Annotated in this window: 25 protein-coding genes; 18 read left to right on the top strand and 7 right to left on the bottom strand. The window is 63.5% G+C overall.

Translation table 11 applies throughout. The features are described from left to right. Positions 1-81 precede the first annotated feature (81 nt). On the bottom strand, positions 82-840 hold the full coding sequence (locus HNQ95_RS23860) for an SDR family oxidoreductase (protein ID WP_067966181.1): 759 nt from the start codon (positions 838-840) through the stop codon (positions 82-84). Between the two features lie 239 nt (positions 841-1,079). Here HNQ95_RS23860 and HNQ95_RS23855 point away from each other — a divergent pair, with 239 nt between their 5' ends. From HNQ95_RS23855 to HNQ95_RS23825, 7 genes are all read left to right on the top strand, one after another. Beyond that, a complete protein-coding gene (locus tag HNQ95_RS23855) occupies positions 1,080-1,949 on the top strand; it encodes a HEAT repeat domain-containing protein (RefSeq protein ID WP_182575386.1) in 870 nt (289 codons plus the stop codon). A 72-nt stretch (positions 1,950-2,021) separates the two neighbouring features. After that, a complete protein-coding gene (locus tag HNQ95_RS23850; RefSeq protein WP_067958180.1) occupies positions 2,022-3,275 on the top strand; it encodes a sarcosine oxidase subunit beta in 1,254 nt (417 codons plus the stop codon). Continuing rightward, positions 3,275-3,709, top strand: a complete 435-nt coding sequence (locus HNQ95_RS23845) for a hypothetical protein (RefSeq protein WP_154386943.1) — start codon at positions 3,275-3,277, stop codon at positions 3,707-3,709. Before HNQ95_RS23850 ends, HNQ95_RS23845 begins: the two co-directional genes overlap by 1 nt. Before the next feature lie 11 nt (positions 3,710-3,720). Next, the gene (locus tag HNQ95_RS23840; RefSeq protein WP_154386944.1) at positions 3,721-4,101 is read left to right on the top strand and encodes a sarcosine oxidase subunit delta; all 381 of its coding nucleotides are present in this window, start codon (positions 3,721-3,723) and stop codon (positions 4,099-4,101) included. Beyond that, positions 4,101-7,094 carry a sarcosine oxidase subunit alpha gene (locus tag HNQ95_RS23835; RefSeq protein WP_182575419.1) on the top strand — a complete coding sequence of 998 codons (2,994 nt, stop codon included), beginning with the start codon at positions 4,101-4,103 and terminating at the stop codon, positions 7,092-7,094. The genes HNQ95_RS23840 and HNQ95_RS23835 overlap by 1 nt, the downstream gene beginning before the upstream one ends. Further along, positions 7,087-7,635, top strand: coding sequence for a sarcosine oxidase subunit gamma (locus HNQ95_RS23830; RefSeq protein WP_067958185.1), 549 nt, complete (start codon positions 7,087-7,089; stop codon positions 7,633-7,635). Before HNQ95_RS23835 ends, HNQ95_RS23830 begins: the two co-directional genes overlap by 8 nt. 92 nt (positions 7,636-7,727) lie before the next feature. Beyond that, complete coding sequence (locus HNQ95_RS23825) at positions 7,728-7,943, top strand: hypothetical protein (RefSeq protein WP_371746473.1); 216 nt, start codon at positions 7,728-7,730, stop codon at positions 7,941-7,943. A 224-nt stretch (positions 7,944-8,167) separates the two neighbouring features. Here the strand turns inward: HNQ95_RS23825 and HNQ95_RS23820 are convergent, their stop codons facing one another. The 6 genes from HNQ95_RS23820 to HNQ95_RS23795 all read right to left on the bottom strand — a co-directional run bounded on the left by HNQ95_RS23820 (position 8,168) and on the right by HNQ95_RS23795 (position 15,301). Then, the gene (locus HNQ95_RS23820) at positions 8,168-8,416 is read right to left on the bottom strand and encodes a DUF680 domain-containing protein (protein WP_182575387.1); all 249 of its coding nucleotides are present in this window, start codon (positions 8,414-8,416) and stop codon (positions 8,168-8,170) included. Between the two features lie 122 nt (positions 8,417-8,538). Beyond that, entirely contained in the window at positions 8,539-9,189 is a 651-nt protein-coding gene (locus HNQ95_RS23815) for a TetR/AcrR family transcriptional regulator (RefSeq protein WP_067958193.1), read from the bottom strand. A gap of 121 nt (positions 9,190-9,310) precedes the next feature. Beyond that, positions 9,311-9,796 carry a MaoC family dehydratase gene (locus tag HNQ95_RS23810; RefSeq protein WP_281381283.1) on the bottom strand — a complete coding sequence of 162 codons (486 nt, stop codon included), beginning with the start codon at positions 9,794-9,796 and terminating at the stop codon, positions 9,311-9,313. Between the two features lie 133 nt (positions 9,797-9,929). Continuing rightward, positions 9,930-13,058, bottom strand: a complete 3,129-nt coding sequence (locus HNQ95_RS23805; RefSeq protein ID WP_376769272.1) for an efflux RND transporter permease subunit — start codon at positions 13,056-13,058, stop codon at positions 9,930-9,932. A 14-nt stretch (positions 13,059-13,072) separates the two neighbouring features. Next, positions 13,073-14,227, bottom strand: coding sequence for an efflux RND transporter periplasmic adaptor subunit (locus HNQ95_RS23800; RefSeq protein ID WP_182575388.1), 1,155 nt, complete (start codon positions 14,225-14,227; stop codon positions 13,073-13,075). 228 nt (positions 14,228-14,455) lie between these two features. After that, positions 14,456-15,301: a MurR/RpiR family transcriptional regulator gene (locus HNQ95_RS23795; RefSeq protein ID WP_376769271.1), complete on the bottom strand. Its 846-nt coding sequence runs from the start codon at positions 15,299-15,301 to the stop codon at positions 14,456-14,458. 142 nt (positions 15,302-15,443) lie between these two features. Between HNQ95_RS23795 and HNQ95_RS23790 the strand changes: the two genes are divergently transcribed. The 11 genes from HNQ95_RS23790 to HNQ95_RS23740 all read left to right on the top strand — a co-directional run bounded on the left by HNQ95_RS23790 (position 15,444) and on the right by HNQ95_RS23740 (position 26,975). Next, positions 15,444-16,241 carry an N-formylglutamate amidohydrolase gene (locus HNQ95_RS23790; RefSeq protein ID WP_182575390.1) on the top strand — a complete coding sequence of 266 codons (798 nt, stop codon included), beginning with the start codon at positions 15,444-15,446 and terminating at the stop codon, positions 16,239-16,241. Between the two features lie 68 nt (positions 16,242-16,309). Continuing rightward, entirely contained in the window at positions 16,310-16,780 is a 471-nt protein-coding gene (locus tag HNQ95_RS23785) for a TRAP transporter small permease subunit (protein WP_067958204.1), read from the top strand. Beyond that, positions 16,777-18,102, top strand: coding sequence for a TRAP transporter large permease (locus HNQ95_RS23780; RefSeq protein WP_182575391.1), 1,326 nt, complete (start codon positions 16,777-16,779; stop codon positions 18,100-18,102). Before HNQ95_RS23785 ends, HNQ95_RS23780 begins: the two co-directional genes overlap by 4 nt. 85 nt (positions 18,103-18,187) lie before the next feature. Further along, positions 18,188-19,252 carry a TRAP transporter substrate-binding protein gene (locus HNQ95_RS23775; RefSeq protein ID WP_067958211.1) on the top strand — a complete coding sequence of 355 codons (1,065 nt, stop codon included), beginning with the start codon at positions 18,188-18,190 and terminating at the stop codon, positions 19,250-19,252. An 81-nt stretch (positions 19,253-19,333) separates the two neighbouring features. Further along, complete coding sequence (locus HNQ95_RS23770; protein WP_182575392.1) at positions 19,334-20,704, top strand: glutamine synthetase family protein; 1,371 nt, start codon at positions 19,334-19,336, stop codon at positions 20,702-20,704. A 74-nt stretch (positions 20,705-20,778) separates the two neighbouring features. After that, positions 20,779-22,167, top strand: coding sequence for an aldehyde dehydrogenase family protein (locus HNQ95_RS23765; protein WP_182575393.1), 1,389 nt, complete (start codon positions 20,779-20,781; stop codon positions 22,165-22,167). A 9-nt stretch (positions 22,168-22,176) separates the two neighbouring features. Then, complete coding sequence (locus HNQ95_RS23760) at positions 22,177-22,656, top strand: DUF2569 domain-containing protein (RefSeq protein WP_182575394.1); 480 nt, start codon at positions 22,177-22,179, stop codon at positions 22,654-22,656. Between the two features lie 35 nt (positions 22,657-22,691). Next, entirely contained in the window at positions 22,692-23,864 is a 1,173-nt protein-coding gene (locus HNQ95_RS23755; RefSeq protein ID WP_182575395.1) for an iron-containing alcohol dehydrogenase, read from the top strand. Between the two features lie 238 nt (positions 23,865-24,102). Then, complete coding sequence (locus tag HNQ95_RS23750; RefSeq protein WP_067958226.1) at positions 24,103-25,209, top strand: ABC transporter substrate-binding protein; 1,107 nt, start codon at positions 24,103-24,105, stop codon at positions 25,207-25,209. A 63-nt stretch (positions 25,210-25,272) separates the two neighbouring features. Next, on the top strand, positions 25,273-26,187 hold the full coding sequence (locus HNQ95_RS23745) for an ABC transporter permease (RefSeq protein ID WP_371746476.1): 915 nt from the start codon (positions 25,273-25,275) through the stop codon (positions 26,185-26,187). After that, positions 26,184-26,975 carry an ABC transporter permease gene (locus HNQ95_RS23740; protein WP_067958235.1) on the top strand — a complete coding sequence of 264 codons (792 nt, stop codon included), beginning with the start codon at positions 26,184-26,186 and terminating at the stop codon, positions 26,973-26,975. Before HNQ95_RS23745 ends, HNQ95_RS23740 begins: the two co-directional genes overlap by 4 nt. The last annotated feature ends 10 nt before the right edge of the window (positions 26,976-26,985 follow it).

Raw genomic sequence — 26,985 nt, 5'->3', positions numbered from 1 at the left:
ACATGCCGGGAGATCTTGCGCTCCCGGCGTCATCGCTGTGAGTGCCCAGGCCTCGCCTGGGCACGGCCCGGGCGGGCCTGATCAGAGCCGGTTGATCGACACCCCGCCGTCGGCGAGCAGGGCTGCGCCCGTGGTGAAGCTCGAGGCTTCCGAAGCGAGATAGAGCGCTGAGCGGGCGATCTCTTCGGGCTGTGCGATGCGCTTCAGTGCGTGTAGGCCCTCGACGAAGGCGCGCTCGTCGGCGGTCTTGAACGTCGCCATGGGCGTGTCAGTGCCGCCCGGCAAAAGTGCGTTGACTCGGATGCCCTGCGAGCCGTATTCCGCCGCCAGCACCTGCGTCAGGCCGATAAGCCCTGCCTTGCTCGCGGCATAGGCCGCCATGCCCGGCATGCCGGTGGTGTAGCCGACGAAGGTCGAGGTGAAGATCAACGAGCCGCCACCGCGCTCCAGCATCGCCGGGATCTGGTACTTGGCGCCGAGATAGGCACTGGTCAGGTTGGTCTCCATCACCTCTGTCCAGCTTGCCAGTTCCAGCCCGGTGATCGGACCCATCTCGCCGACGAGGCCGACATTGTTGAAGGCGATGTCGAGGCCGCCGAACTGCGCCTCTGCCTTCTCGACCAGGGCGCGGGCAAAGGCCTCGTCCCTGACGTCGCCGGCAAGTGCTACCGCCTGGCCGCCGTCGGCGCAGATTTCCCTGGCGAGCGCTTCCAATGCGGCGGCGCCACGCGCTGCAAGCACAACACGCGCGCCTTGCCGCGCAAACAGCGTCGCCGTCGCGCGGCCGATGCCCGAGCTTGCTCCGGTGACGATTGCGGTTTTTCCATTCAGATCGAACATGTCTGCTCCTGTGGGCGTTTCGGCCGGAGGCATCCGGCTCTGACCCACAGGTCGCAATTCGGTGCTCGACGGGCCACCCGATACGTGCGGCGTGAAGCGGCGGTGAAACCGCTGTCGCCAACAGAGGCGCGAACGGTAGGCGCCGTCGCACGCGGCTGTCGGCCTGGTGATGGCGTTGAACACTCTGACGGAAGCTTGGCCGACACGACTTCGGCACTGTTTCTCCAACGCTTGACCTGATGAAGGGCGGTCTCTACGTTCCGATCGTCAAGACTTTGCGGGTGGACGCGCCACCCCATTCAAATATGACCCCCCAAGAAATGATTGAGATTTTGCTCGACGCCGAGTCGCGGGACCCGAACACATTGGGCGAGTTGCTCTGGGACGCCTACGGCCAGTTCGACAAAGGCTTCCCGATCGATAATCTGCGCCCACTGCTGAGCTCACCGTCCGAGAAGGTGCTTGGCCTCGGCGCATTTCTGGCGAACGAGCTTGGATGGCGCGCGAGGGCGATGATACCGGAGCTTGCGGAACTCATGGGTTCTTCGAACGCGGGTATCCGCTTCAATGCGATTGGCGCATTGACTGACTGTACGACGCAAGAGCACGGCGAGATTTTGGGCAAACTTCTTCAGTGCTTGGAGGATCCTGACAGCGGTGTGCGCTGGCGTGTGATTGAATTCATTCGTCTGTCTGGTTCAGGGCAATTTGCCATGGCAATCAGAAACGCTGCATCGCAGCGGCCAAACTCGATCTACACCGAGCTCGATCTGTCGTTCCGCTATTCGAGGACGGTGACCGAAACAATGGTGCGGCAACTGGCGAGCCATTCCCATCCTGGGTTACGTCTGTTCGCGGCGGGGCTGGCCTTGAGGCCGCGCAAGATCATAGATGAGAATTTTGCCAAGATCGTCCTGGAAGCCGGCGAGCCGGAGCCATGCGGTCTGATCTCCCGAGCTTTTCAATTGCACGCTGTGCCCACCAGTGCCGAGTTCGGGCGAGTGGAGAATTCGCAAATGAAAGACTCCAGCACCTCCGGAGTTTTTCGGGGTGATGGGCATTTGAAGAAGCGTGGCGCAAAACGGCAGGCCCCGTCGCAAACAGTCTAAGGCTGGTCGTCGGATTTCGCTAGTGCTACACCTCGCGCTCCCAAGCTTCCGGCATCAGCGAGGCCCTGAAAAATGCGGAAATATTCGGTTTTTGCCATAGCCCGTGAGGCGATGCGGGGACACAAGGGCTGGGAGGAACAGTGGTCCTCGCCTGAGCCGAAAAGCGAATACGACGTCATCATCGTCGGTGCCGGTGGCCATGGCCTGGCAACCGCCTATTATCTCGCCAAGGAGCACGGCATCACCAATGTGGCGGTGCTGGAAAAGGGCTGGCTCGGTGGTGGCAACACCGGCCGCAACACCACCATCATCCGCTCCAACTATCTTTACGACGAATCGGCCGGCATCTACGACCACGCCCTGAAGCTGTGGGACGGTCTCAGCCAGGACCTCAATTACAACGTCATGTATTCAGCGCGCGGCGTGATGATGCTGGCACACAACGTTCACGACGTGCAGGTGCTGAAGCGCCATGTCCATGCCAATCGTCTCAACGGCATCGACAATGAATGGCTGACGCCCGAGCAGGCGCGGGAGTTCTGCCCGCCGCTCAACATCTCGGCCTCGGCGCGTTATCCTGTCGTTGGCGCCGCCTTGCAGCGCCGCGGCGGCACCGCTCGCCACGACGCGGTTGCCTGGGGTTATGCCCGCGGCGCCTCCGATCGCGGCGTCCACATCATCCAGAATTGCGAAGTGACGGGCGTGCGCCGTACGCCCGACGGTCGCGTCTCGGGCGTCGAGACCTCGAAGGGCTTCATCGGCGCCAAGAAGGTCGGCGTCGTTGCCGCAGGGCACACCTCGGTCATCATGAACATGGCCGGCGTGCGCATGCCGCTCGAAAGCTACCCGCTGCAGGCGCTGGTATCGGAGCCGGTCAAGCCGGTATTCCCGTGCGTTGTCATGTCCAACACGGTACATGCCTATATCTCGCAGTCCGACAAGGGCGAGCTGGTCATCGGCGCCGGCACCGACCAGTACATCTCTTATTCGCAGACCGGCGGCCTGCACATCATCAACCACACGCTCGATGCGATCTGCGAGATGTTCCCGATGTTCACGCGCATGAAGATGCTGCGTTCGTGGGGCGGCATCGTCGACGTCACGCCGGATCGTTCGCCGATCCTGGCCAAGACGCCGGTGCCGGGTCTTTACGTCAATTGCGGCTGGGGCACGGGCGGCTTCAAGGCGACGCCCGGTTCGGGCAACGTCTTTGCCCACACCATTGCCCGCGACGAGCCGCACCCGATCAACGCGCCCTTCACCATCGAGCGCTTCCGCACCGGCCGTCTCATCGACGAGGCGGCAGCCGCGGCCGTCGCGCACTGATGACAACGCTCGCCGCCACCATAGCGGCCGTGGCCGCGCCCTTCGTCCTTGCCGACGAAAAGGGCATGCTGCACGTACCTGACGCCAGCGAGGTCCGGCTGCAGACGATCAGCCGCAGCGACAACGAGGCGGAGTGGCCGTTCTCGGTCGCCTCGGGCCTGCTTGCGTGTGTGTGGAGTGGCGGGCGCCGGGTCGTTTCTTTCATCGACACGCCTGACGATCCCGATGATGAGCACGATGCGCCGCCTGGGCGCCACGTCATCGTCTCGGCCAACCCGTTCGAGCTTACCTTCCTCAACATCTCAAGCCGCGACCTGTTCCTGCCGGCCGACAACGTCGAGACGCTGATCAAGCGCGTCGCTCCGTTCGAGGCCTTGGGGCGGCGGCTCTGCGACCAGCCGCAAGGCACCATTGTCGGCCCCGGCGAACTCTAGGGATCATCAAGATGCTTCTCATTCACTGCCCCTATTGCGAGGAAGAGCGTCCCGAGCTCGAGTTCCGCAATGCCGGCGAAGCGCATATCGCGCGCTCGACCAACATCGCCGCCGAGAGCGACGAGGACTTCGAAAAGTTCTTCTTCATCCGCTCCAACCCGAAGGGTGTAATCTTCGAACGCTGGCGCCACATCCATGGCTGCGCGCGCTTCTTCAACGCCGCCCGCGACACCATCACCGACCGCTTCCTTCTGACCTACAAGGCCGGCGAGCCCAAGCCGGACCTCGAGAAGCTCAAGGCAGACGGTGGCCCGGCCGCCTGGGCCAACCGCCCGCCTGACCAGCTCAACGAAAAGCCCAAGGCAAAACGCTCGACCAAGGGAGAGGCATGATGGCTGGATCCTACCGCATTTCCGGCCAGGGGCGCCTGACGCCGGCCAAGACCGCGCGCTTTACCTTCGACGGCAAGTCGATGACCGGCCTTGCCGGTGACACCGTCGCGTCGGCGCTGCTCGCCAATGGCGTGCATCTCGTCGGCCGCTCGTTCAAGTATCACCGTCCGCGCGGCATCCTCTCCGCTGGCGCCGAGGAGCCGAACGCGCTGGTCACCGTCAGCCGCGACGCTGCGCGCAAGACGCCCAATGTGCGGGCCACCGTGCAGGAGCTCTATGACGGCCTGACCGTCGCCTCGCAGAACCGCTGGCCGTCGCTGTCCTTTGACGTCGGTGCCGTCAACGATATCGCGTCGCCGATGTTCTCGGCCGGCTTCTACTACAAGACCTTCATGTGGCCGAAGGCTGCCTGGCACAAGTTCTACGAGCCCAATATCCGCGCCGCGGCCGGTCTTGGTGTAGCACCGGACCAACCCGATCCCGACCATTATTCGGCGCTCTACGCCCATTGCGAGGTGCTGGTGCTCGGCGGCGGCGCTGCCGGCCTGGCTGCGGCACTTGCTGCGGCCGAAACCGGCGTCCGCGTCATCATTTGCGACGAGCAGGCCGAGTTCGGCGGCGCGCTGCGTTATGAGAAGGGTGCAGTCATCGACGGCCAGGACGGCTGGAGCTGGGCGCAAGATGTGGTGGCGAAACTCGCCGCAATGGACAACGTCACCGTTCTGTCGCGCACCACGGCCTTCGGATACTACGCCCAGAATTTCGTCGGCCTCGTCGAGCGTGTCACCGACCATCTTGCGCGCCCCGGCCGCGACGAGCCGCGCGAGCGGTTGTGGCAGGTTCGCGCCAAGCGCGTTGTCATCGCCACCGGCGCCATCGAGCGTCACATGGTGTTTGCCAACAATGACCGCCCGGGTGTCATGCTGGCATCCGCGGCGCGCACCTTCCTCAACCATTACGGCGTCGTCGTCGGCAGACAGATTGGCGTCTATACCGCCAATGACAGCGCCTATGCCGCGGCCATCGACCTCAAGAAGGCCGGCGTCGGCGTCGCCGCCGTCGTCGACCTGCGCGACAACCCGTCTGGCCCGCTTGTCGATGAAGCACGCGCGCTCGGCATCGAGGTCAACCATGGCCGCGCCGTCACCAGCGTCAATGGCAGCCAGCGGATCAAGTCGATGACCGTGCAGGCCAAGGGCGGCGGCGCCGAGCGCACCATCGCCGTCGACGCGCTGCTGATGTCAGCCGGCTGGACGCCATCGGTGCACATGTTCTCGCAGTCGCGCGGCAAGGTTGCTTTCGACGACGCCACCAAGCGCTTCCTGCCCGGTACCTATGCTCAGGATTGCGTCTCGGTCGGCGCCTGCAACGGCTTCGACTCGCTCGAAGACACCGTCGCGCAGGCGCTTGAGGCCGGCGCCAATGCCGCCCGCGATGCTGGGGCCAAGTCAAGCAAGGGTGTCACGCTCAAGGTCGAGGCTTCCGAAGGCTGGACCGGCGGTATGCTCGGTTCCGGCCCGGGTGCCGGTGCCGGTACCACGGTCAAGGCCTTCGTCGACTTCCAGAACGACGTCACCGCCAAGGACATCCGCCAGGCAGTGCATGAAGGCATGCGCTCGATCGAGCACGTCAAGCGCTTCACCACCAACGGCATGGCCACCGACCAGGGCAAGACGTCCAACATGCACGGCCTTGCCATCGCGGCTGAGGCGCTAAACAAGGACATCCCGGCCGTCGGACTCACCACCTTCCGCGCGCCCTACACACCGGTGACCTTCGGCGCCATCGTCAACCACGCCCGCCACGGGCTGTTCGACCCGACGCGCAAGACCCCGACCCATAGCTGGGCCGAGAGCCATGGCGCGGTGTTCGAGGATGTCGGCCAGTGGAAGCGCGCCTGGTATTTTCCACGCGCCGGCGAAGACATGCATCAAGCCGTCGACCGCGAATGCGTCACCGTCCGCAAGTCTGCCGGCCTGTTCGACGCCTCCACCCTCGGCAAGATCGAGGTGGTCGGTCCTGACGCCGCCAGGTTCATGGAGCTGCTCTACACCAACCCGTGGGAAAAGCTCGAAGTGGGCCGCTGCCGTTATGGCATCATGCTGCGCGAGGACGGATTCATCTATGACGACGGCGTCGTCGGCCGCCTGGCGCAGGACCGCTTCCACGTCACTACGACGACAGGCGGTGCTGCCCGCGTCATGAACCACATGGAAGACTATCTCCAGACCGAGTTCCCCGATCTCGACGTCTGGTTGACCTCGGTCTCCGAGCAGTGGGCCGTGATTGCGGTCCAAGGCCCCAACTCGCGTGACATCATCGAGCCGCTGGTCGAGGGCATCGACATGTCCGACGAGGCCATGCCGCACATGTCGGTGCGCGAGGGCATGATTTGTGGTGTGCCGACCCGCCTGTTCCGCATGTCCTTCACCGGCGACCGCGGCTTCGAGGTCAACGTGCCTGCCGATTATGGCCGCGCGGTGTGGGAAGCTTTGTGGGCCGAGGGCCAGAAGCACGGCGCCTGCGCCTATGGCACAGAGGCGATGCACGTGCTGCGCGCCGAGAAGGGCTACATCATCGTCGGCCAGGACACTGACGGCACCGTCACGCCCAATGACGCCGGCCTCGACTGGGCTGTCGGCAAGAAGAAGACCGACTTCGTCGGCATTCGCGGCATGACGCGCCCCGACCTTGTCGCCAAGGGCCGCAAGCAACTCGTTGGCCTCAAGACCAAGGATCCGCGCACTGTGCTCGAAGAGGGTGCCCAGATCGTCGAGAACCCCAAGCAGGCGATCCCGATGAAGATGATCGGCCACGTCACCTCGAGCTACTGGTCGGCCAATTGCGACCGCTCGATCGCCATGGGCCTCGTGCTCGGCGGTCGCGACCGGATTGGCGAGACGCTCTACGTGCCGATGCCCGATGGCGTCATCGAGGTGGAAGTCACCGGAACCGTATTCTTCGACGAGAAGGGAGACCGCCTCAATGGCTAAGGTCGCAATCGCAACCCGTCAGCCGGCGCATGCCGGCAAAAGCCTCGGCGGGCATGGCGTTTCGCTCAAGGTTCTGGAACCGGCCAGCCGCATGTCGCTGCGTGCCCGCCCAGCCGCCGTCGCCGCGCTGTCCAAGGCGATCGGCGTGACCCTTCCGGAGAAACCCAAGAGCTCGGCCGTCAAGGCTGGCCGCACCGTGCTCTGGCTCGGCCCTGACGAATGGCTTGTTATCGACGAGGCCGGCGGCGATCCCATCGGCGACTGCGCTTCGGTCAAGGGCCTGCACTCGGCGGTCGATGTCTCGCATCGCAATGTCGGCATCGCCGTCATTGGCCCCAATGCGGCTGATACCATCAATGCCGGCTGCCCGCAGGACCTGTCGCTTGCAGCCTTCCCGGTGGGTGCTGCCTCGCGCACCGTGCTCGGCAAGGTCGAGATGGTGCTTCTGCGCACCGGCGAGGATGCCTTCCGTCTGGAATGCTGGCGCTCGTTCTCCGACTATGTCTGGGGCTTCCTGTCAGAGGCGGCCCGCGACGGCTAGTTCGCGCGAGCTTTCTTCAGAAGAGCTGCCTCGCCCCGGAACCTCGGGGCAGGGCAGGCGTTTGTTCTCGACGCTGTAGAGAGGACAAATCCATGCCATCCATGCCCGTGCAAACCACCGGCCGGATGCGGCCGAAGCGCGAAAGGCGCGCCCGCCGCAACGACGAACGGCCGAAGGATCAGCACGTCCTGCAGCAGGAACTCGACGAAGCCCTGGAAGACAGCTTTCCTGCCAGCGACCCGGTGTCGGTCACCTCGACGACGATTTCCGGTTCGCCGACAGGCGACGCCAAGGGCGGGAAGCACTAGGCTCTCGCGCCGTGACATGCGGCGCGCTACCGGGGCCGCCCGGGTGGTGGCGAGGTCACGGCCTGGATCCTAGGATTCAGGCCGTGACCTACGAAACGTGACGCCGGGCAAAGCGCGCAACCCTCAGCGACGACCTCACCTGCTACGGACCGGACGAGCAAGCCCCCAGAAACGAAAAAGCCGCCCTGGGACGGGCGGCTTTTCTGGAGGGACTGAGAAACCGCTCAGTTGAAGCTCGGTACGATCCAGGGATTGACGTCGATGCCGATGCGCGGCTTCTCCGCGCCGATTGCGTTGGTGGTCTGCGGGCCCTTGTCCTCCCTGATCGAGCCGGTCAAACCACAGTCGAGCTTCTGGCCCGAGATGGTTTGGGTGCACACAGTGGGCTGGTGCGTCGTCTTGTGGGTGTCGTTTGCCATTGCAAAGCCGCTCGTCGCGGCGAGAGCCGCGAGCGCCAGAATAGTCCGTCGCATTGTCATCTCCGTAAATTTTACCGTACGTGTACGGTGTGACTTACAGATACGGCCGCACCCTGCGTTTTGCAAGGGATAAACCGTACGCGTACGAAATTATTATGGATGCACTGACTGCACTGCTACCCAGGGCACTTGCCGGGTTCGTCGGTGAGCGGCGGCGTCTCGCTGGCGGCAAGGCCTGCCATGGCTAGGTCGCCCATCCGCATCACATAGGCCTTCGGATCGCCGAAGGGGTAGAAGGGGAAGGTGATCAGCAGCGACACCGAGCCGTGTGCAACGGTCCACAGTGCGGTGGCGATGGCGCGTGCATCGCCTTTCAGCACGCCGGCGGCAAGGCAGGCATGCACCCGTTCGATGATGATCTGGAAAGCCGGGTTCTCTCGCTCCATCTCGTCGAACGTCTCTTCGGGCGGATGCTTCAGCTTCTCGGTCATGAACACGGTGCGGTATTCGTTGGGATTGCCGAGGCCGAATTCCGCATATTCGCTCAGCGCCGCCCGCATTGCCTCGACGGGATCCTCGGGCTGGTTCTGCCGCATCCGCCGCGCCAAGTCGGCGAAGGCATCCTCGGCCAGCGCCATCAGAATTTCCTGTTTGTCGGCGAAATAGGAATAGACCGACATCGGCGCATAGCCGACCCGCGTGGCGAGCTTGCGGATCGTCAGGCCTTCGTAGCCTTCTTCCCGTACGAGCGCGTGGGCCGCCGCCACCAGTTCGGCCCTGAGTTCGGCCTTCTGGAGTTCGCGTCGCTGTGCTGCACTGCTGGACAAGAACCCGCCCTACTACTTCCCTTGATCAGATTGGCCGAGTCTATACGCCGGCCAATGATGCGGCAAGGCGATCAACGACGTAGCTCATCGGGACTAAGGCCGGCTGAGGGGCGGCCAGGGGTCAGGCGGTTTCGCGCTTGGGCTCGACGAACGTCATGGTCAGCCAGCGCGCCGTCAATGCCGGCTTCTTCTGGTCCTCGATCTCGATCGTCACATCATGCGTCGCCTGGATCCAGCCGGACGGGCGGATCTTCAGGCCAGAAAGGACGAAGCGGGTGCGGATGCGCGAGCCGGTTTTCACAGGGGCGACGAATTTCAGCTCCTCGAAACCCTGGTTGATGCCCATGCTGCCGCCTTCGAGCGAAGGCAGCGTGTCGAAGGTCATCGCCGAAAGCAGGGACAAGGTCAGGAAGCCATGCGCGATGGTGCCGCCGAAAGGCGTTTCGGCCGCAGCACGGTCGGGGTCGCAATGGATGAACTGATGGTCGTCGGTCGCGTCTGCGAATTGGTCGATCATGCGCTGGGTGACGGTACGCCATGGCGAGACGCCAACCTCCTTGCCGAGATTGGCCTGAAGTTCGTCGAGGGTGATCGATTTCAGGCTCATTGCATCCTGTCCTGCATAAGAAAAAGTCATGCGGCGCTGTAACTGCGAGGACTGATACAGAATCAGACACGCCATGTCATCGCTTGCGGCGCCAAAACAGTCGCAGATTGGCCAGTATCAGCAGATGATTTTGCTATTCGGCCGGCTCGACGCCGGTGTAGGCGGCTTCCTCGAGCTCGCGCTTGAGGCGGCTCTCCTCGGCGACTTTGGGCGTGATGAAGCGTCCGAGCAGCAGATAGGCCACCGGCGTAAGGAACAGTGTGGAGATCGTGGCGAGTCCGAGGCCACCGACGATCACCCAGCCGAGCGCGATGCGCGCCTCGGCGCCGGCGCCCTGGGCCAGCACAAGCGGCAGGCCGCCGAGCACGGTGCAGATCATCGTCATCATGACAGGCCGCAACCGGATCGTTGCCGCTTCCTCGATCGCCTGGCGCACGCCCATGCCGCGGTCGCGCAACTGGTTGGCAAACTCGACCACCAGAATGCCGTTCTTGGCCATCACGCCGACAAGCAGCACGAGCCCGATCTGGCTGTAGGCGTTGAGCGACGTGCCGGTCAGGATCAGCGCGAAAACGGCGCAGGCGAGGCCCAAGGGCACCGTCGCCATGATGATGACAGCCGAAACGAAGCTCTCGAACTGGGCCGCCAGCACCAAGAGGATGATGACGATGGCAAAGCCGAAGATCGTCAGCATGCTGCCGCTGGTCTCGTTCAGCGTCGCCGCCTCGGCGAGCGGCAGCAGGCGGCTGCCCGCCGGCAGGACCGGTGCCGCGATCTGCTCGACTTCCTTCAGTGCATCGCCGAGCGCAAAATCGTCGGCCAGGCCAGCGGTGATGGCGACGGAGCGCTGCTGCTGTTCGCGTGACAGCGACGGCGGCACGGCGCGTTCGCTGAGCGTGGCGATCGTCGACACCGGCACGAAGCGGCCGTCGGTCGTCCTGATGAAGATGTTCTCGAGGTCGGTCGAATCGTTGATCGGATTGGTGGTCGAGACCAGCTTCACGTCGTAGCTGCGGTCCTCGATGAAGACGCTGGTGATCTTGCGGCCGTCGAGCATCGCCTGCAGGGCAGGGGACAGGCCCTTGATGTCGATGCCGAGGTCGGAGGCGCGCTCGCGGTCGACGGTGACGAACAACTGCGGCTGGTTGGCGTCGGTCGAAAGCCGCGGCTGGCGGAAGCGCGGATCCTTCTCCATCTCGGCCAGCACCTTGGCGGCGGCGGTGCCGAGATCGGCATAGCTGTTGCCGATCAGCGCGAATTGCAGGCCGTTGCCGGCGCCGCGAATGCCCAGGCTGTTGGGCTGTCCGACCGTGGTGCGCACGCCGGGCACCTGGCTGGTGCGGGCCAGGATGTCGGCGGCGATCTCTTGCTGGGTGCGGCTGCGCTCGCTCCACGGCGCCAGCGACAGCACCATGAAACCGCTATTGTTGTTGTTGCCCATGCCGGCGCTGACGAAGGTGCTCTCGATCTCGCCCGACTTGCGCAGCGGCTCGATCAGCCCCTCGATGCGGCGCAATTGCGAGGCGGTGTAGTCGAGGCTGACGCCTTGCGGGGCCGAGACGCGCAGCATCACCAGCGAGCGGTCCTCGGTCGGCGTCAGCTCCTGGCGCACGCTTCCGAAGGCGACATATGCCGCGCCCGCGAACAGAAGCGACACGAGGATGACGATAGCGGGCGCATTGAGGCAGGCATGCAAGCAGAGTTTGTAGAGCGCGGCGAGCTTCGTGCCGATCTTGCCGAGCACGCCGCCATGGCTGTGCTCGATGCTCTTTTCGGTCAGCATGCGCGAGGCCAGCATCGGACACAGCGACAGAGCCACGATCGACGACAGAAGCACCGAGATCGCCAGCACGAAGCCGAACTCGCGAAACAGGCCGCCGGTCTGGCCGGGCAGGAACGAGATCGGGATGAACACTGCGGCAAGTGTCGCCGTCGTTGCCACCACCGCGAAAAACACCTCCTGCGTGCCAAGCACTGCAGCCGCCCGCGGGCCCATGCCCTCATTGCGGCGGCGGACGATGTTTTCGAGCACGACGATGGCGTCGTCGACGACGAGGCCTGTCGCCAGCACCAGCGCCAGCAGCGTCAGGATATTGACCGAGAAGCCTGCAAGATAGATGCCGGCGATCGTGCCGATCATTGCCACCGGCATGGCAAAGCCCGGGATCAGCGTCGCGCGCCAGTCCTGCAGAAAGGCATAGATGACGATCAGAACGATCGTTACCGACAAGATCAGCGCGATCTCGACCTCGTGGATGGCGCCCTGGACAAATGTTGCGTCATCCGACGTCACTCGGATGGTCATGCCGGGGGGCAGCGTGGTCTGGATCCTCTCTGCTGCCGCGCGCACGCCCTTGGAGATGTCGAGCGTGCTCGATTGAGCCTGGCGCACGATGCCGATGCCGATGCCGGTCTTGCCGTCGGAGCGCAAGGAGGTCGAGCCCGGGTCGCCGCCGAGCGTGACGGTGGCGACGTCGCCGAGCTTGGTCTTGCCGTTGATGATGATGCTCTCGAAGGCCTCGGGCGTCGTCACAGCCGCACTTGCGCGGACGATCAGGTCCTGATTGCCGACGGTCAGCGACCCAGCGGGTGCGTCGAATGACACGCTCGCCAGCGCGTTCGAGATGTCGGCCAGCGTCAGGCCGAGGCTCGCCACCTTGGCCTGGTCGATGTCGACGCGGAAGATCTTGGCGCGGTCGCCATAGGTCTGCACGTCGGCGACGCCGTCGACGGCGGCCAGCGTGTCGACGATCTGGTCCTCGACAAGGATCGTCATGTCCTCGACCGGCATGGTGTCGGAGGTCACCGCCAGCCGCATCACAGCGTCGGCATTGGCGTCGGCCTTGACGATGCGCGGCGCATCGGCGTCGTCGGGCAGCGAGTTGGTCACCCGGCCGACAGCGTCGCGCATGTCGGAGGCGGCAACGTTGAGGTCGACGCCGTCATTGAATTCGACTGTTACCCGGCTGTTGCCGTAGGACGAGCTCGACGAGATCGATTTGACGCCGGTGACGCGCGCCACAGCCCCTTCGACAACTGCCGTCACCTCACGGTCGACGATCTCGGCCGCGGCGTCGGAGTAGCCGGTCGATACCGTGATGACCGGCCGGTCGACGTCGGGCAGCTCACGCACCTCGACGCCGTAGAAGGCGGCGAGGCCGGCGACCACGATCAGCGTGTTGATGACGAAGGCCAGCACCGGTCGACGCACGAACAGTGCGGTGATGCCTTTTTCGGCGTTCTCGTTCTGCATTGTGCTCATGCCGGCGCTCCCGCTCAGGAGCCGCTGCCGCCGGCCTCGCGGCCGGCAATCAGCAACTCGGCGCCTTCGCGCACCGTATGGATGCCCTCGGTCACCACCTTGTCGCCTGATGTCAGCGCCGCCTGCACCAGCACGCTGTCGGTGTTGCGCTGGATGATGCGCACCGGCACGCGCTTGGCCTTGCCGTTGTCGAGCGCCCAGACGAAGGCGCCGTCGCCACCCCACTGGATCGCCAATGGGTCGACCGAGGGATAGGTGTCGCCGGGAAACTGCATCGCGACCTGGAACGACATGCCAGCGCGCAGTGCGTCGTCGTCATTGTCGATCCGCGCCTGGATGCGCAGCGTGCGGCTCTGTTCATCGAGGCGATTGTCGACGGCACTGACCTCGCCTTCGAACACCCGGCCGGGGCGCGCGACCGAGCTTGCACTCAACGGCGCGCCGACCGAAATCAGCCCGGTGAAGCGCTCCGGCACCCAGATGTCGACGATGATCCTAGAACGGTCGTCGATGGTGGCGATGGTGGTCTGGCTGGTGACGTAGTTGCCGGCCTCGACAGGCAGGATGCCGACGATGCCGGCAATGGGCGCGGTGATGGTGCGGCGGTTGAGCGCCAACGCTGCGTCGCGCACGGCCAGACGCGCATTCTCGACGGCGAGTTCGGCTTCCTTGAGCTGCACGGTGGTTGCCGTGTTGGTGGCGCGCAGCGCCTTGATACGTTCCAGCGATGCCTCGGCGTCGCCCTGGGCGATGCGGGCGCGTTCGAGCGCGATCTCTTCCGAATCGGAATCGAGCCGGGCAATCACCGTGCCCGCTGTGACTTTCTCGCCGGCTGCGACCGAGATTTCAGTCAGCCGCCCCGATGCGTAAGGGTTGATGACAACCGAGTTGAGTGCCCGCCCGGTGCCGATCGCCGACAGGCGGTCGTTGATCGTGCCTGACGCCACCGTCTGCGTCACGACAGGTGTCTGCGGCTGGCCGCCACGATTGCCGCCCTGGCGGTTGCCGCCGTTGCGCGCTGCCGCCTGTGGCTGTTCGGTCTTGGCCTGGGCCCAGTCGATGCCCCAGCTGGCAAGGACCGTGCGCGAACTCGGCACCAGCAGCACCCATCCGGCGGCTGCCGCAAGTACAATGACAAGTGCCAAGACAATCTGCTTCCAGGCGGCCATGCGTACTCCGGTCTGCTGCGTATTCGTTCCACTCGGGAACACGTGGCGTCTCATCGCTGGCAAAGCACTGCACTGTTGCCGCACCTTGCCAAGGGATCGTTCGTCGGCAACCGGGCGCAAGCCCATCGGGGCGCGCCAGTATAGCCTAGTTCGTCAGCCGAGGCTTAGGGCAAATCTGGCTGTCTGGCACATTAAATCTGCGTAATATTTGCAGGATTTACCGCGCGCTCAGCGCAAGTCCTCGATCGCGCGGATGCGTCTTGCCGCTTCCGTTTCGAGCTTGCTGGTCAGCGCGCCGATAACCGTTTCGGCGGCGACGAACAGCGCCGATGACGAATCCCACGCCGACGGCACCGCCGTGCGCCCTGCGATCACGTGGCGAGCGAAGCGCGCGATCGGAGAGAGCCACTGGTCGGTGAACAGGATGATGTTGGCGCCCCTGGCATGGGCCTTCTCGGCAAAGCGGATCAGGCTGTCCTGATAGCGCCTGATATCGAAGATCAGCAGCGTGTCGCGCTTGCCCATGTCGATCAGCTTGTCGCGCCACAGGCTTTCCTGTCCGACGAGATGGGTGACGTCAGGCCGAATCAGGTTGAGGTGGGCCGCCATGTAGCGCGCCAGCGGGTCGGTGAAGCGGCCGCCGACGAGATAGACGTGCCCTTTCGGGCCAGCCAACTGGGTGACAATGTCGGCGAGCTGCCTGTCGGAAATGTGCCGGAAGGTCTCGCGGATGTTTTCGAGCACCGCTTCGAGTATGGGCGCTGTCGAGGCGGGTAGCAGCGACGGCGTGGTTGTCGTTCGCGAGGCGGGCGACTGCAATTGGGCTGCCAGCTCGTCCTGAAGCGCCGACTGGAACTCGGGGTAGTTCTGGAAACCGAGTCTCGCCACGAAGCGCAGGATGGTGGGCGAGGACACACCGGCCTGCTGCGAGAATTCGGCCACCGTCTTCAACCCGATCAGCGGATAGGCGGCGATCAGCGTCTGGGCTGCCCGGCGCTCACCCGCCGGCATGGCATCGATCCTTTCGGTGATCAGTTCGGCAACGCTCGAAACCATCCTCATCCCCTGATGCATCCACTGCCGTCCTGGCCCAGCGCACAGTCCGCCTCAGGCCCGAAATGACATTTGACAAACTCAACCAATGTGTATGAAATCATCCGCAGGGGCGCAATGAACAAGAATACGTAACATACGATACGGCCCCGGGGATGACTGAATGGGAACGGGCCAGGCCGCTGCGCGTGCAATGTCGAATGCCGTCCGGGTGACGAACCGGGCCGGGCGCAGTCCTTTTGTCATCCTGTGCGACCACGCCTCAAATCATCTGCCCGCAAACTACGGCACGCTTGGTCTCGAGGCGTCCGAAATGCTGCGCCACATTGCCTGGGATCCGGGCGCCTTGCCGGTGTCGCAACGCATGGCCGAGGGCCTTGATGCGACGCTTGTCGAATCCTGCGTGTCGCGCCTTGCCATCGACTGCAACCGGCCGCTCGCCGCTCATGACCTGATCCCGGAGATCAGCGAGACGACAGCCATTCCCGGCAACGCCGCTCTCACCGCCTCGCAGCGCGAGGCGCGAATCGCGCTATCGTGGCGCCCGTTCCACGAGGCGATCGACGAGGTCGTTTCGGAGCGGCTCCGCGAAGGGCGGGAGACGAGACTGGTGTCTGTCCATTCCTTCACTCCGGTTTACAAGGGCGTCTCGCGCCCGTGGCACATCGGCATCATCCATGACGAGGACGCTCGGCTCGCCGCGCCGCTGATCGCTGCGCTCGACAAGCTCGACGGCATCACTGTCGGCGTCAACGAGCCCTATGCGCCGGCCGACCGCGTCTACTTCACCCTGGAACACCACGGCAGGTCGCGCGGTCTGCCATGCGCGATGATCGAAATCCGCAACGACGAAATTTCGGCTCCGGCCGGGCAGCGGAAATGGGCGGATCTGCTCACGGGCATCTTTGCAGAGCTCGAACCGGAAGCGGGCGAGGCCGCTCCCCACCAGGCAAACGCCTGACAACTGGCCGAACGGAGAACGAGTCATTGCCGAATGCCGCAATTCTATTCGTCCGGTACGTCGATGCGATGAACCATCGCATCGGCCGTGGCGCCATGTATCTGCTCTACGTGATGGGTGCGATCCTGCTCGGCTCGACGATTTCGCGGCTGCTGCTTGGTGTGCCCTTCAACTGGGCGCTCGAGATGTCGCAGTTCGCCCTTTCTGCCTACTATCTTCTGGGCGGCGCCTATACGATGCAACTCGGCGGACACGTACGCATGGACCTGTTCTACAGCAGGCTCGCCGCTCGGAAGCGGGCTGTCACCGACGCGATCACCGTTCTTTTCGTCATATTCTATCTTGCGGTGCTCCTCGGCGGTGGCGTCTCCAGTACGAACTACGCCATCGTCTACGGCCAGAAGAACTACTCAGCCTGGGCCCCCGTGCTGTGGCCAATCAAAGTGATTATGACCTTCGGGGTCTTCATGCTGCTGCTGCAGTGCATCTCCAACTTTTTCAAGGACGTCGCGGCAGCGCGTGGAAGGCCGATTGAATGAGTTCGGAATTCATTACCCTCTTCATGTTCGGAACGATGATGGTGCTGCTGTTTACCGGGCAGCGCGTGTTCGGCGTCATTGGCTTTGTTGGTTCGGCAGCGGCGCTTTGGCTGTGGGGCCAGGGCTCGTTCGAAATGCCCTTCAATGCCGCCTTTCAGGTGCTCAACTGGTATCCCCTGATCACCGTGCCGTTCTTCATCTTCATGGGCTACATGCTCTCGGAATCGGGCATGGCGAGCAATCTTTATCGGCTCTTCCATGTCTGGTTCGGGCCGGTGCGAGGCGGGCTGGCGCTCGGCACGATAGGACTCATGGTGTTGATCGCGGCGCTGAACGGCCTGTCGGTCGCCGGCATGGCAATCGGGGCGACCATCGCGCTGCCGCAATTGCTTCGCCATGGCTACGACAAGGTCATGGTGACAGGCGTCGTGCAGGCCGGCTCCTCGCTCGGCATCCTGATACCGCCCAGCGTCGTGCTGGTGCTGTTTGCCATGATCGCGCGCCAGCCGGTTCTCGACCTCTGGTTGGCGGGCGTCGGCCCCGGCCTGCTGATGGCCTTCATCTTCGCCGGCTATGTCGCCATCCGCTGCTACTTTCAGCCGGAGATTGGTCCTGCGCTGCCGGCGGAAGAGCGGGCAGAGATCACCTGGTCGGAAAAGTTCGGGCTGCTGCGGGCCGGCCTGCTGCCGATCGCCATCTTCGCCATCATGATGGGGCTGTTCCTGACCGGAACTACCAGCTTGGTGGAAAGCTCGGCGGTTGGTGCCGCCCTTGCCATGGTGGCAGCTTGGCTGTCAGGGAACCTCGACCGCAAGGTCTTCGAGGAATCGACGCGCAACACACTGTCGATCAGCTGCATGTTCCTGTGGATCATCCTTGGCGCACTCTGCTTCAGCTCCGTCTATGACGGGCTTGGCGCAGTGAAGGCTGTCAAAACAGTGCTGGTCGACACCTGGGATTTCGAGCCCTGGACAATTCTGGTGCTGATGCTCCTGTCCTTTGTCGTGATGGGCATGTTCCTCGACGACACCGCCATGCTGGTGATCGTCGCTCCGCTCTATATCCCGCTCGTCATCAGTCTGGGCTTCAATCCGATCTGGTTCGGCATCCTTTACACGATCACCTGCCAGATCGCCTACATCACCCCGCCGTTTGGCTACAATCTGTTCCTGATGCGGGCCATGGCGCCACCGGAGATCACGCTGGGCGACATCTACCGATCCATCATGCCCTTCTTCGCGCTGATGGTATTGTCGCTGATACTCATCATGGTCTTTCCGCAGATAGCACTCTGGCTGCCGTCGCAAGTCACGGGCCGATGAGGCTGGCATGACGGAAAGGGAGGAGGCGGCACCGAACGAACTGGCATCCCGAATGTGAACGAAGCAAGCAATGGGAGTAAGTGAGATGGACGACAGGAAGACCCTTAACAAGCGCGAGTTTCTTCGGAAATCCGTGCTGGCGAGTGCGGGCGCTGTTGGCGCCACCGCGCTGGCCACGCCCTATGTGAAGGCGCAGAGCCCGATCAAGTGGCGTATGCAGACCTACGCCGGGCCGGCATTGGCCGAGCACGTGGTCAAAAACTCGATCGACTGGTTCAACAAGGCTGCCAATGGCGAGATGGAGATCGAGCTCTACACGGCTGACCAGCTTGTTCCGCACGGCGAACTGTTCCGCGCGGTCCAGTCTGGCACGATCGACTTTGCCCAGAGCGACGACGACTCGGCCGCGGCGCCCGTCGACGTCAGGGTGTTCGGCGCCTACTTCCCGCTCGCCTCGCGCTACTCGCTCGACGTTCCTGCGCTCTGGCATTGGCACGGGCTCAAGGAAGTCTGGGAGGAGGCTTATGCCGAGATTCCGGATGTCACCTGGCTCAGCACGGGTTCGTGGGACCCCTGCAACTTCGGCACCACCAAGCCGATCAAGTCGCTGGCCGACCTCAAGGGCCTCAGGGTCTACACCTTCCCGACCGGCGGCCAGTTCCTGTCCAAATTCGGCGTCGTGCCTGTGTCGCTTCCGTACGAGGACGTTCAGCCGGCGATCCAGACCGGCGAACTCGACGGCGTTTGCTGGTGCGGCATTACCGAGATGCACACGGTGGGCTGGGCCGACGTCTTGAAGTACTTCTTGACCAACCCGCTGTCAGGCGCCTGGGCCGGCTCGTACTTCGTCAACACCGAGAAATGGAAGGCCGTCCCCGAACACCTGCAGCAGCTTCTGCGCATGGCGATCGACAGTTCGCACTACTACCGGCTGCATTGGTACTGGGCCGGTGAGGCGAATTACCGCAACACTGGAAAGCTCGAACTGACCACCATCCCGGACGCCGAATGGAAGCAGGTCGAGGACGAGGCGACGAAGTTCTGGGATGAGGTCGCTGGCCAGAGCCCGCGGAGCGCAAAGGTCGTCGAGATTATCAAGAAGTACAACGATTCGATGATCAAAGCCGGCCCGCCCTACCGTTACGGCTGAGCAGCCATCTTTGGAAACAGGTCCGTCCGCGTGTGCGGGCGGACCGTGCCTACGCAGGTTTCAAACGCCCAGGAGCAGTAAATGGCCGGAAATCTTACATTCGATCAGCTGAAGGAGGCTGTCGCCGCCGGCGAGATCGACACGGTGCTCGCTTGCGCCGTCGACATGCAGGGCCGTCTGATTGGCAAGCGGTTTTTGGCCAGGTATTTCGTCGAATCCGCCTATGACGAGACGCATGGCTGCAACTACCTGCTTGCCAACGACATCGATATGGAGCCGGTGCCCGGCTACAAGGCGGCGAGCTGGTCGAAAGGCTATGGCGACTTCGTCATGAAGCCCGACCTCAACACCATCCGCAACGTGCCCTGGCTCGAAAAGACGGCGCTGCTGCTCTGCGACCTCAAGGATCACCATACGCGTGAAGATCTGGCGCACTCGCCGCGCGGCATCCTGCGCAGGCAGGTCAGGCGGCTGCAGGAGCGCGGCTATCTCGCCTATTTTGCCTCCGAGCTCGAATTCTACCTGTTTTCCGAAACCTACGATTCGGCCCGCGCCAAGCACTGGCAGAACCTCGACACCGCGTCGCCCTATATCGGCGACTATCTGATCGGCATCACGACCAAGGAAGAAGGTGTCATGCGCCGGCTTCGCAACGAGATGGAAGCCGCCGGCATCCCGATCGAGAATTCCAAGGGCGAGTGGGGCCCTGGCCAGGAAGAGATCAACGTCCGTTACGCCGAAGTTCTTGAGATGGCCGACCGCCATGTCATCCTGAAGAACGGCGCCAAGGAGATCGCAGCCTCCGAGGGCAAGGCGATCTCGTTCATGTCCAAGTACAATTACGGCCTCGCCGGCAATTCCAGCCACATCCACAATTCGCTGTGGAGCGCCGACGGCAAGACGCCGCTGTTCTACGACAAGGGTGCTGAGTGGACCCTGTCCAAGCTCGGCCAGCAGTGGTCGGCCGGCCAGCTCAAATATGCCAAGGAGTTCACCTGGTTCCTGGCGCCTTACATCAACTCCTACAAGCGCTTCCAGTCGGGTACATTCGCGCCGACCAAGATCATGTGGAGCGAGGACAACCGCACCGCCGGCTTCCGCCTCTGCGGCGAGGGCACCAAGGGCATCCGCATGGAGTGCCGCATCGGTGGCGCCGACCTCAATCCCTATCTCGCTTTCGCCGTGCTGATCGCCGCCGGCCTCGCCGGCATCGACGAGAAGCTGGAATTGCAGAAGCCGTTCGTCGGTGATGCCTACCAGGCCGCCAGCCTGCCCGAAATCCCGAAGACCCTGCGCGATGCCACCGAGACGCTGGCGTCGTCGAAGATGCTGAGGGAAGCGCTCGGCGAGGAGGTCGTCGATCACTACGTCCACACCGCGCGCTGGGAACAGTTCGAATATGACCGCCGCATCACCGACTGGGAGCTGCACAGAGGCTTCGAGCGGTACTAAAGTCACCATCACTGCGTGACCCTCCTTTGGCCCGCCGGCCAGGGGAGGGTGTTGAACTTGGAAGGACAATAGACATGACCGAGACGGTCAAACTCAAATCCCCCATCGATGGCTCGATCTATGTCGAGCGGCCGGTCGCTTCCGACCAGGCGATCAATGCAGCGGTCGAACGCGCGCGTTCCGCACAGGCCGAATGGGCCCGCGTGCCGGTCGCCGAGCGCGCCGCCTACATGCTCAAGATGCTCGAGGCGCTGGTTGCGATGAGCGACGAGATCGTGCCCGAACTGGCGTGGCAGATGGGTCGGCCGACCCGCTATGGCGGTGAGTTCGGCGGTGTCAAGGAACGCACCCAGTACATGGTCGAGATCGCCGAGCGCGCGCTCGCGCCGGTGCCGGCGTCCAATCCCAAGGACGGCTTCCGCCGCTATGTGAAGAAGGACCCGCTGGGCGTGGTCATGGTGATTGCGCCGTGGAATTATCCGTATCTCACCGCCGTCAACACCATCGTGCCCGCGCTGATCGCCGGTTCGACCGTCATCCTCAAACATGCCGCTCAGACGCTGCTCGTCGGTGAGCGCTTCGCCCGTGCCTTTGAAGCCGCCGGCCTGCCGAAATACGTCTTCCAGAACCTGGTCCTCAACCACGCGCAGACCGAGAAGCTGCTCGGCTCGGGCAAGATCGACCACGTCAACTTCACCGGCTCGGTCGCCGGCGGCCGCGCCATCGAGAAGGCAGCCGCGGGCACCTTCATGACGCTCGGCCTCGAACTCGGCGGCAAGGATCCGGCCTACGTTCTGCCCGACGCCAAGCTCGACCATGCGGTCGCCAACCTCGTCGAGGGCGCGTTCTTCAATTCGGGCCAGTGCTGCTGCGGCATCGAGCGCGTCTACGTCCACGAGAAGATCTACGACCAGTTCATCGAGGGTTTCATCGCCGAGACCAGGAGCTACGTGCTCGGCAACCCGCTGGAGCAGGCGACCACGATGGGCCCGATGGCGCAGGCGCGCTTCGCCGACTTCATCCGCGAGCAGAAGGCCGAAGCGCTGCGCAAGGGTGCTGTCGCGCACATGAACACCAAAGACGCCCAGGACAAGGAGGGCTCGCCCTATTTGCCGGCCGAGGTGCTGACCAATGTCGACCACCAGATGTCGGTCATGCGCGAGGAAAGCTTCGGCCCGATCGTCGGCATCATGAAGGTGCGCAACGACGAGGAGGCGATCGCGCTGATGAACGACAGCCCCTACGGCCTGACCGCTTCGATCTGGACCGCCGACACCGAGCACGCCATTTCGGTCGGTGATCGTGTCGAAACAGGCACCGTGTTCATGAACCGCTGCGACTATCTCGATCCGGCCCTCGTCTGGACCGGTGTCAAGGACACAGGCAAGGGCGCCGCCCTGTCGCAGATCGGCTACGACAACCTGACCCGGCCGAAGTCCTATCACCTGCGCGAGAAGATCTAGGGGAACCGGATGGCTGATACGGCCCTGGACGACAAACGCACTCCGGCTCCGGGGCCCGTCGGCATAGGTGGCTGGTTGTTGCTGCCGATGCTGGGCCTGTTTGCCGCTCCGATTGTCGGTGTGCTGCAGTTCACAGCTTATGCCGAAGTGTTCAGCGGCTGGCAGTATCTCGATACCCGGCTGGCAGTTTTCATTGTTGCGGAGACCGCGGGCAATATCGTTCTGACGGTTGTCGCTCCGGTTGTTCTGTTGTTTTTCATGTTCAAACGCCTGGAGATGTTCCCAGGTTGGTACATGATCTGGGCAACTGCGGCGCCGGTTTTCCTGCTCGCCGATGCGTCTGTCGCCTACGCGCTCTTTGCAGAGCCAGGCAGCGAAATCTTCGACAAGGAGACCGTTCGGGGAATAGCGCGGTCCTTCTTATCCGCTGCAATCTGGATTCCTTACATGATGCGTTCCGAGCGCGTGGCCAACACCTTCGTCAACTGACGATTTCGAACCAACCTTCAAGAGATCAAGAAAACATGTCCAAACTCGTTTCCAAGTGGAACTACCCGACCACCGTCCGTTTCGGCGCCGGCCGCATCTCCGAACTGCCCGACGTGCTTGCCGCCACCGGCATCAAGAAGCCGCTGTTCGTCACCGATCCCGGGCTCGCCAAGCTGCCGGTCGTGGCATCCACGCTGAAGATCCTCGAAGACGCCAAGGTGCCCTATGGCGTCTTCTCCGACGTCAAGCCGAACCCGGTCGAATCGAACCTCACCGCCGGCATCGCCGTGTTCAAGAAGGGCAAGCATGACGGCGTCATTGCCTTCGGCGGCGGTTCGGCGCTCGATCTCGGCAAGCTGATCGCCTTCCAGGCCGGCCAGACGCTGCCAGTGTGGGATTTCGAGGATGTCGGCGACTGGTGGACCCGCGCCAACTCCGACGCCATCGCCCCCATCATCGCCGTGCCGACCACTGCCGGCACCGGCTCCGAGGTCGGCCGCGCCGGCGTCATCACCAACGAAGAGACCCACACCAAGAAGGTCATTTTCCACCCCAAGCTCTTGCCGGCAATCGTCATTGCCGATCCGGAGCTGTCGGTCGGCATGCCCTCCTTCATTACCGCCGGCACCGGCATGGATGCCTTCGCCCACTGCCTCGAGGCCTATTGCGCGCCGGGCTACCATCCGATGGCCGACGGCATCGCCGTCGAGGGCATCCGCCTGGTGTTCGAGAACCTGCCCAAGGCCTTCGCCAACGGCAAGGACCTCACCGCCCGCGCCCACATGATGAGCGCTGCCGCCATGGGGGCCGCTGCCTTCCAGAAGGGCCTCGGCGCGATCCACTCGCTGTCGCATCCAATCGGCGCGCTCTACGACACCCATCACGGCATGACCAACGCCGTCTTCATGCCTTATGTGCTCGCCTTCAACCGCGACGCCATCGAGGAAAAGATCGTCCGCCTGTCGGCCTATTGCGGAATCAAGGGCGGCTTCGACGGTTTTGCCAAGGCGGTGATCAAGCTGCGCAAGGAACTCAAGGTGCCGCATGCGTTGCCGGGCCTGATCAAGGGTCTCGACATGGACAAGAAGCGCAAGACCCTGATCGCCGACATGGCGGTGGTCGACCCGACCGCAGGCGGCAACCCGGTCAAGCTCACCAAGAAGGCCGCGCTCGGCTTGCTTGAAAACGCCATCGAAGGGACGGTTTGAGACTAGTGCTCGGACACGATCCCGAATTGTATAGTCGGCAAAACAAAGGGGGAGGGCTTGGGGGACATTCGGAATTTAATTAGCCGGTAAACAACGGCGACGATTGCGACAACCGATTAAAAGTAGTTAACTTTTTTCCACTGCGGGCGGTGGCTTCATGGAACTTTCATGCGACTGTCACATGAAGCTATTACCGCATCGCAGGCGTCTCATGGCGTCAGTTCAACGGAGAGAACACATGTTCAAGTTTGCAGGGAAAGTGCTTTCCCTAAGCGCGGCGTCGCTGATGGTGACGACGGCTTTTGTGTCGGCCCAGGATATGGCCGCACTCGAAGCCGCCGCGAAGGCGGAGGGCCAGCTGACCACGATCGCGCTGCCGCATGACTGGTGCGGATATGGCGCCGTCATCGAAGGCTTCAAGAAGAAGTACCCGGAGATCACCGTCAACGAGCTGAACCCCGACGCGGGCTCCAGCGACGAGATCGAGGCGATCAAGGCCAACAAGGACAACAAGGGCCCGCAGGCGCCTGACGTCATCGACGTCGGTCTCTCCTACGGTCCGCAGGCCAAGGCCGACGGCCTGATCCAGCCCTACAAGGTCGCGACCTGGGATTCGATCCCTGACACCGCCAAGGACGCCGAAGGCTACTGGTACGGCGACTATTACGGCGTGCTGTCCTTCGAAGTGAACAAGGACCTCGTCAAGAACCCGCCGGCCGACTGGGCCGACCTGCTCAAGGACGAGTATAAGAACTCGGTTGCGCTTGCCGGTGATCCGCGCGCGTCCAATCAGGCGATCCAGGGCGTCTATGCCGCCGGTCTCGGCTCGGGTGCCACCGACGCCGCCTCGGCCGCCGAGAAGGGCCTCGCCTTCTTCAAGGAACTGAACGCCAAGGGCAACTTCGTGCCGGTCATCGGCAAGTCGGCGACGCTCGCCCAGGGCCAGACCCCGATCCTGATCACCTGGGACTACAACGCCCTTGCGGGCCGCGACACGCTGAACGGCAACCCGCCGGTCGACGTCATCGTTCCGGCTTCGGGCGTCGTTGCTGGCGTCTACGTCCAGGCGATCAGCGCTTATGCGCCGCACCCGAACGCTGCCAAGCTGTGGATGGAGTATCTCTATTCCGACGAAGGTCAGCTCGGCTGGCTGAAGGGCTACTGCCACCCGATCCGCTTCAACGATCTCGCAAAGAATGGCAAGATCCCGCAGGAAATGCTCGACAAGCTGCCGCCGGCCGCTGCCTATGAAAAGGCCGTGTTCCCGACGCTTGAAGACCAGGCCAAGGGCAAGGAAGCGATCACCAAGCAGTGGGATGCCGTTGTCGGCGCCAACGTTCAGTAACTGATCTCTGCCATCGCGGGCGGCTTCGCGGCCGCCCGCATTTTCTCTCGAGACGGCGCTCCGATGACCCAAGCCAGCATATCCGACCCGGCCATCGCCGCACGCTCCGCTCCGCCGGATGCGACCCGCGGTTTCCGCTTGCCGACCCATTGGCTCGGCGTCGCGCCGTTCTTCATCTTCGCCTTGATGTTCCTGATCCTGCCGACGCTCTATCTCGTCATCGGCGCCTTCCAAAACGACCAGGGTGAGTACACGCTCGACAATATCCGCCAGCTGTTCCTCGACGCTTCGATCCGCGACGCCTATTGGGTGTCGATTAAGATCAGCTTCTGGTCGGCCACTATCGGCGCCTTCATCGGTCTTGCAATGGCGATCGCCATCGTGCGCGGCGGCCTGCCGAGCTGGGTGCGCTCGTCGACGATGACGTTTTCGGGCGTCGCCTCCAATTTCGCCGGCGTGCCGCTGGCCTTCGCCTTCCTCGCGACGCTTGGCCGCCTCGGCCTGGTCACGGTGTTGCTGCGCGGCATCGGCATCGACATCTACGCGCTGGGATTCAACGTGTTGACGTCCTGGGGCCTGATCATCGTTTACCTGTTCTTTCAGATCCCGCTGATGATCGTCATCATCACGCCGGCGATCGACGGCCTGAAGCGTGAATGGGGCGAGGCGGCCGCCACGCTCGGCGCCACCACCTGGCAGTACTGGCGCATGGTCGTCATCCCGGTGCTGTGGCCGAGCTTCCTCGGCACGGTCATCCTGCTGTTTGCCAATTCCTTCGGCGCCATCGCCACGGCCTATGCCTTTACCGGCTCATCGCTCAACATCGTGCCGATCAAGCTCTATGCGCAGATCCGCGGTGACGTGCTGCACAACCCACATCTCGGCTATGCGCTGGCCTTCGGCATGATCGTCGTCACCGGCCTCGCCAACATCTTCTACATCTGGTTCCGAACCCGCTCGGAGAGGTGGCTCAAATGAAGACCTCCCGTTTCTGGGCCTGGCTCGTCTTTGCCGTCGGCGCCGCCTATTTCTTCATCCCGCTGATCGCCACCTTCGAGTTCTCGCTGCGCATGCGCCGCGGCGAATATTCCTTCGACGCCTATCGTGTCGTGCTCGGCGACAGCCGTTTCCAGGAAACCTTCGGCTATTCGGTAACGGTTGCAGTCTTCACCATCCTGCTCGGCGTCTTCCTCGTCGTGCCGACGGCCTACTGGATCAGGCTGCGCATGCCGCATCTCCGGCCGATCGTCGAGTTCATCACGCTGCTGCCGCTCGTCATCCCGGCCATCGTCATCGTCTTCGGCTACATCAGGATGTATGGCTCCAACTCGCCGCTGCCGTTCCTCGGCTCGGCGCGTGGCACCGATGCGCTGCTGGTCATCGGCTATGCCACGCTGGCGCTGCCCTACATGTACCGTGCGGTCGACACCGGTCTGCGCACCATCGATGTGCGCACGCTGACCGAAGCCGCGCAGATCCTCGGTGCCGGCTGGGCCACGATCATCGCCCGCGTCATCCTGCCCAACGTGCTGATCGCCGTGCTGTCGGGCGCCTTCCTGACCTTCGCCATCGTCATCGGCGAGTTCACGCTGGCCAGCCTGCTCAACCGTCCGGCCTTCGGTCCGTATCTGCAGAACATCGGCGCCAACCGCGCCTATGAGCCGGCGGCACTTGCGGTCATCGCCTTTGCCATCACCTGGGGCTGCATGTCGGTGATCCAGATCCTCGCCCGTTTCGCGCCGAAGTCGGCAAACCGCCCGAACTGAACAAGAAGAG

Origin of the sequence: Aminobacter ciceronei, from assembly GCF_014138625.1 — a bacterium.
GTDB lineage: Bacteria > Pseudomonadota > Alphaproteobacteria > Rhizobiales > Rhizobiaceae > Aminobacter > Aminobacter ciceronei.
The sequence above is the reverse complement of the archived record's forward strand: the minus strand, read 5'-3'. Positions and strand labels throughout refer to the sequence as shown.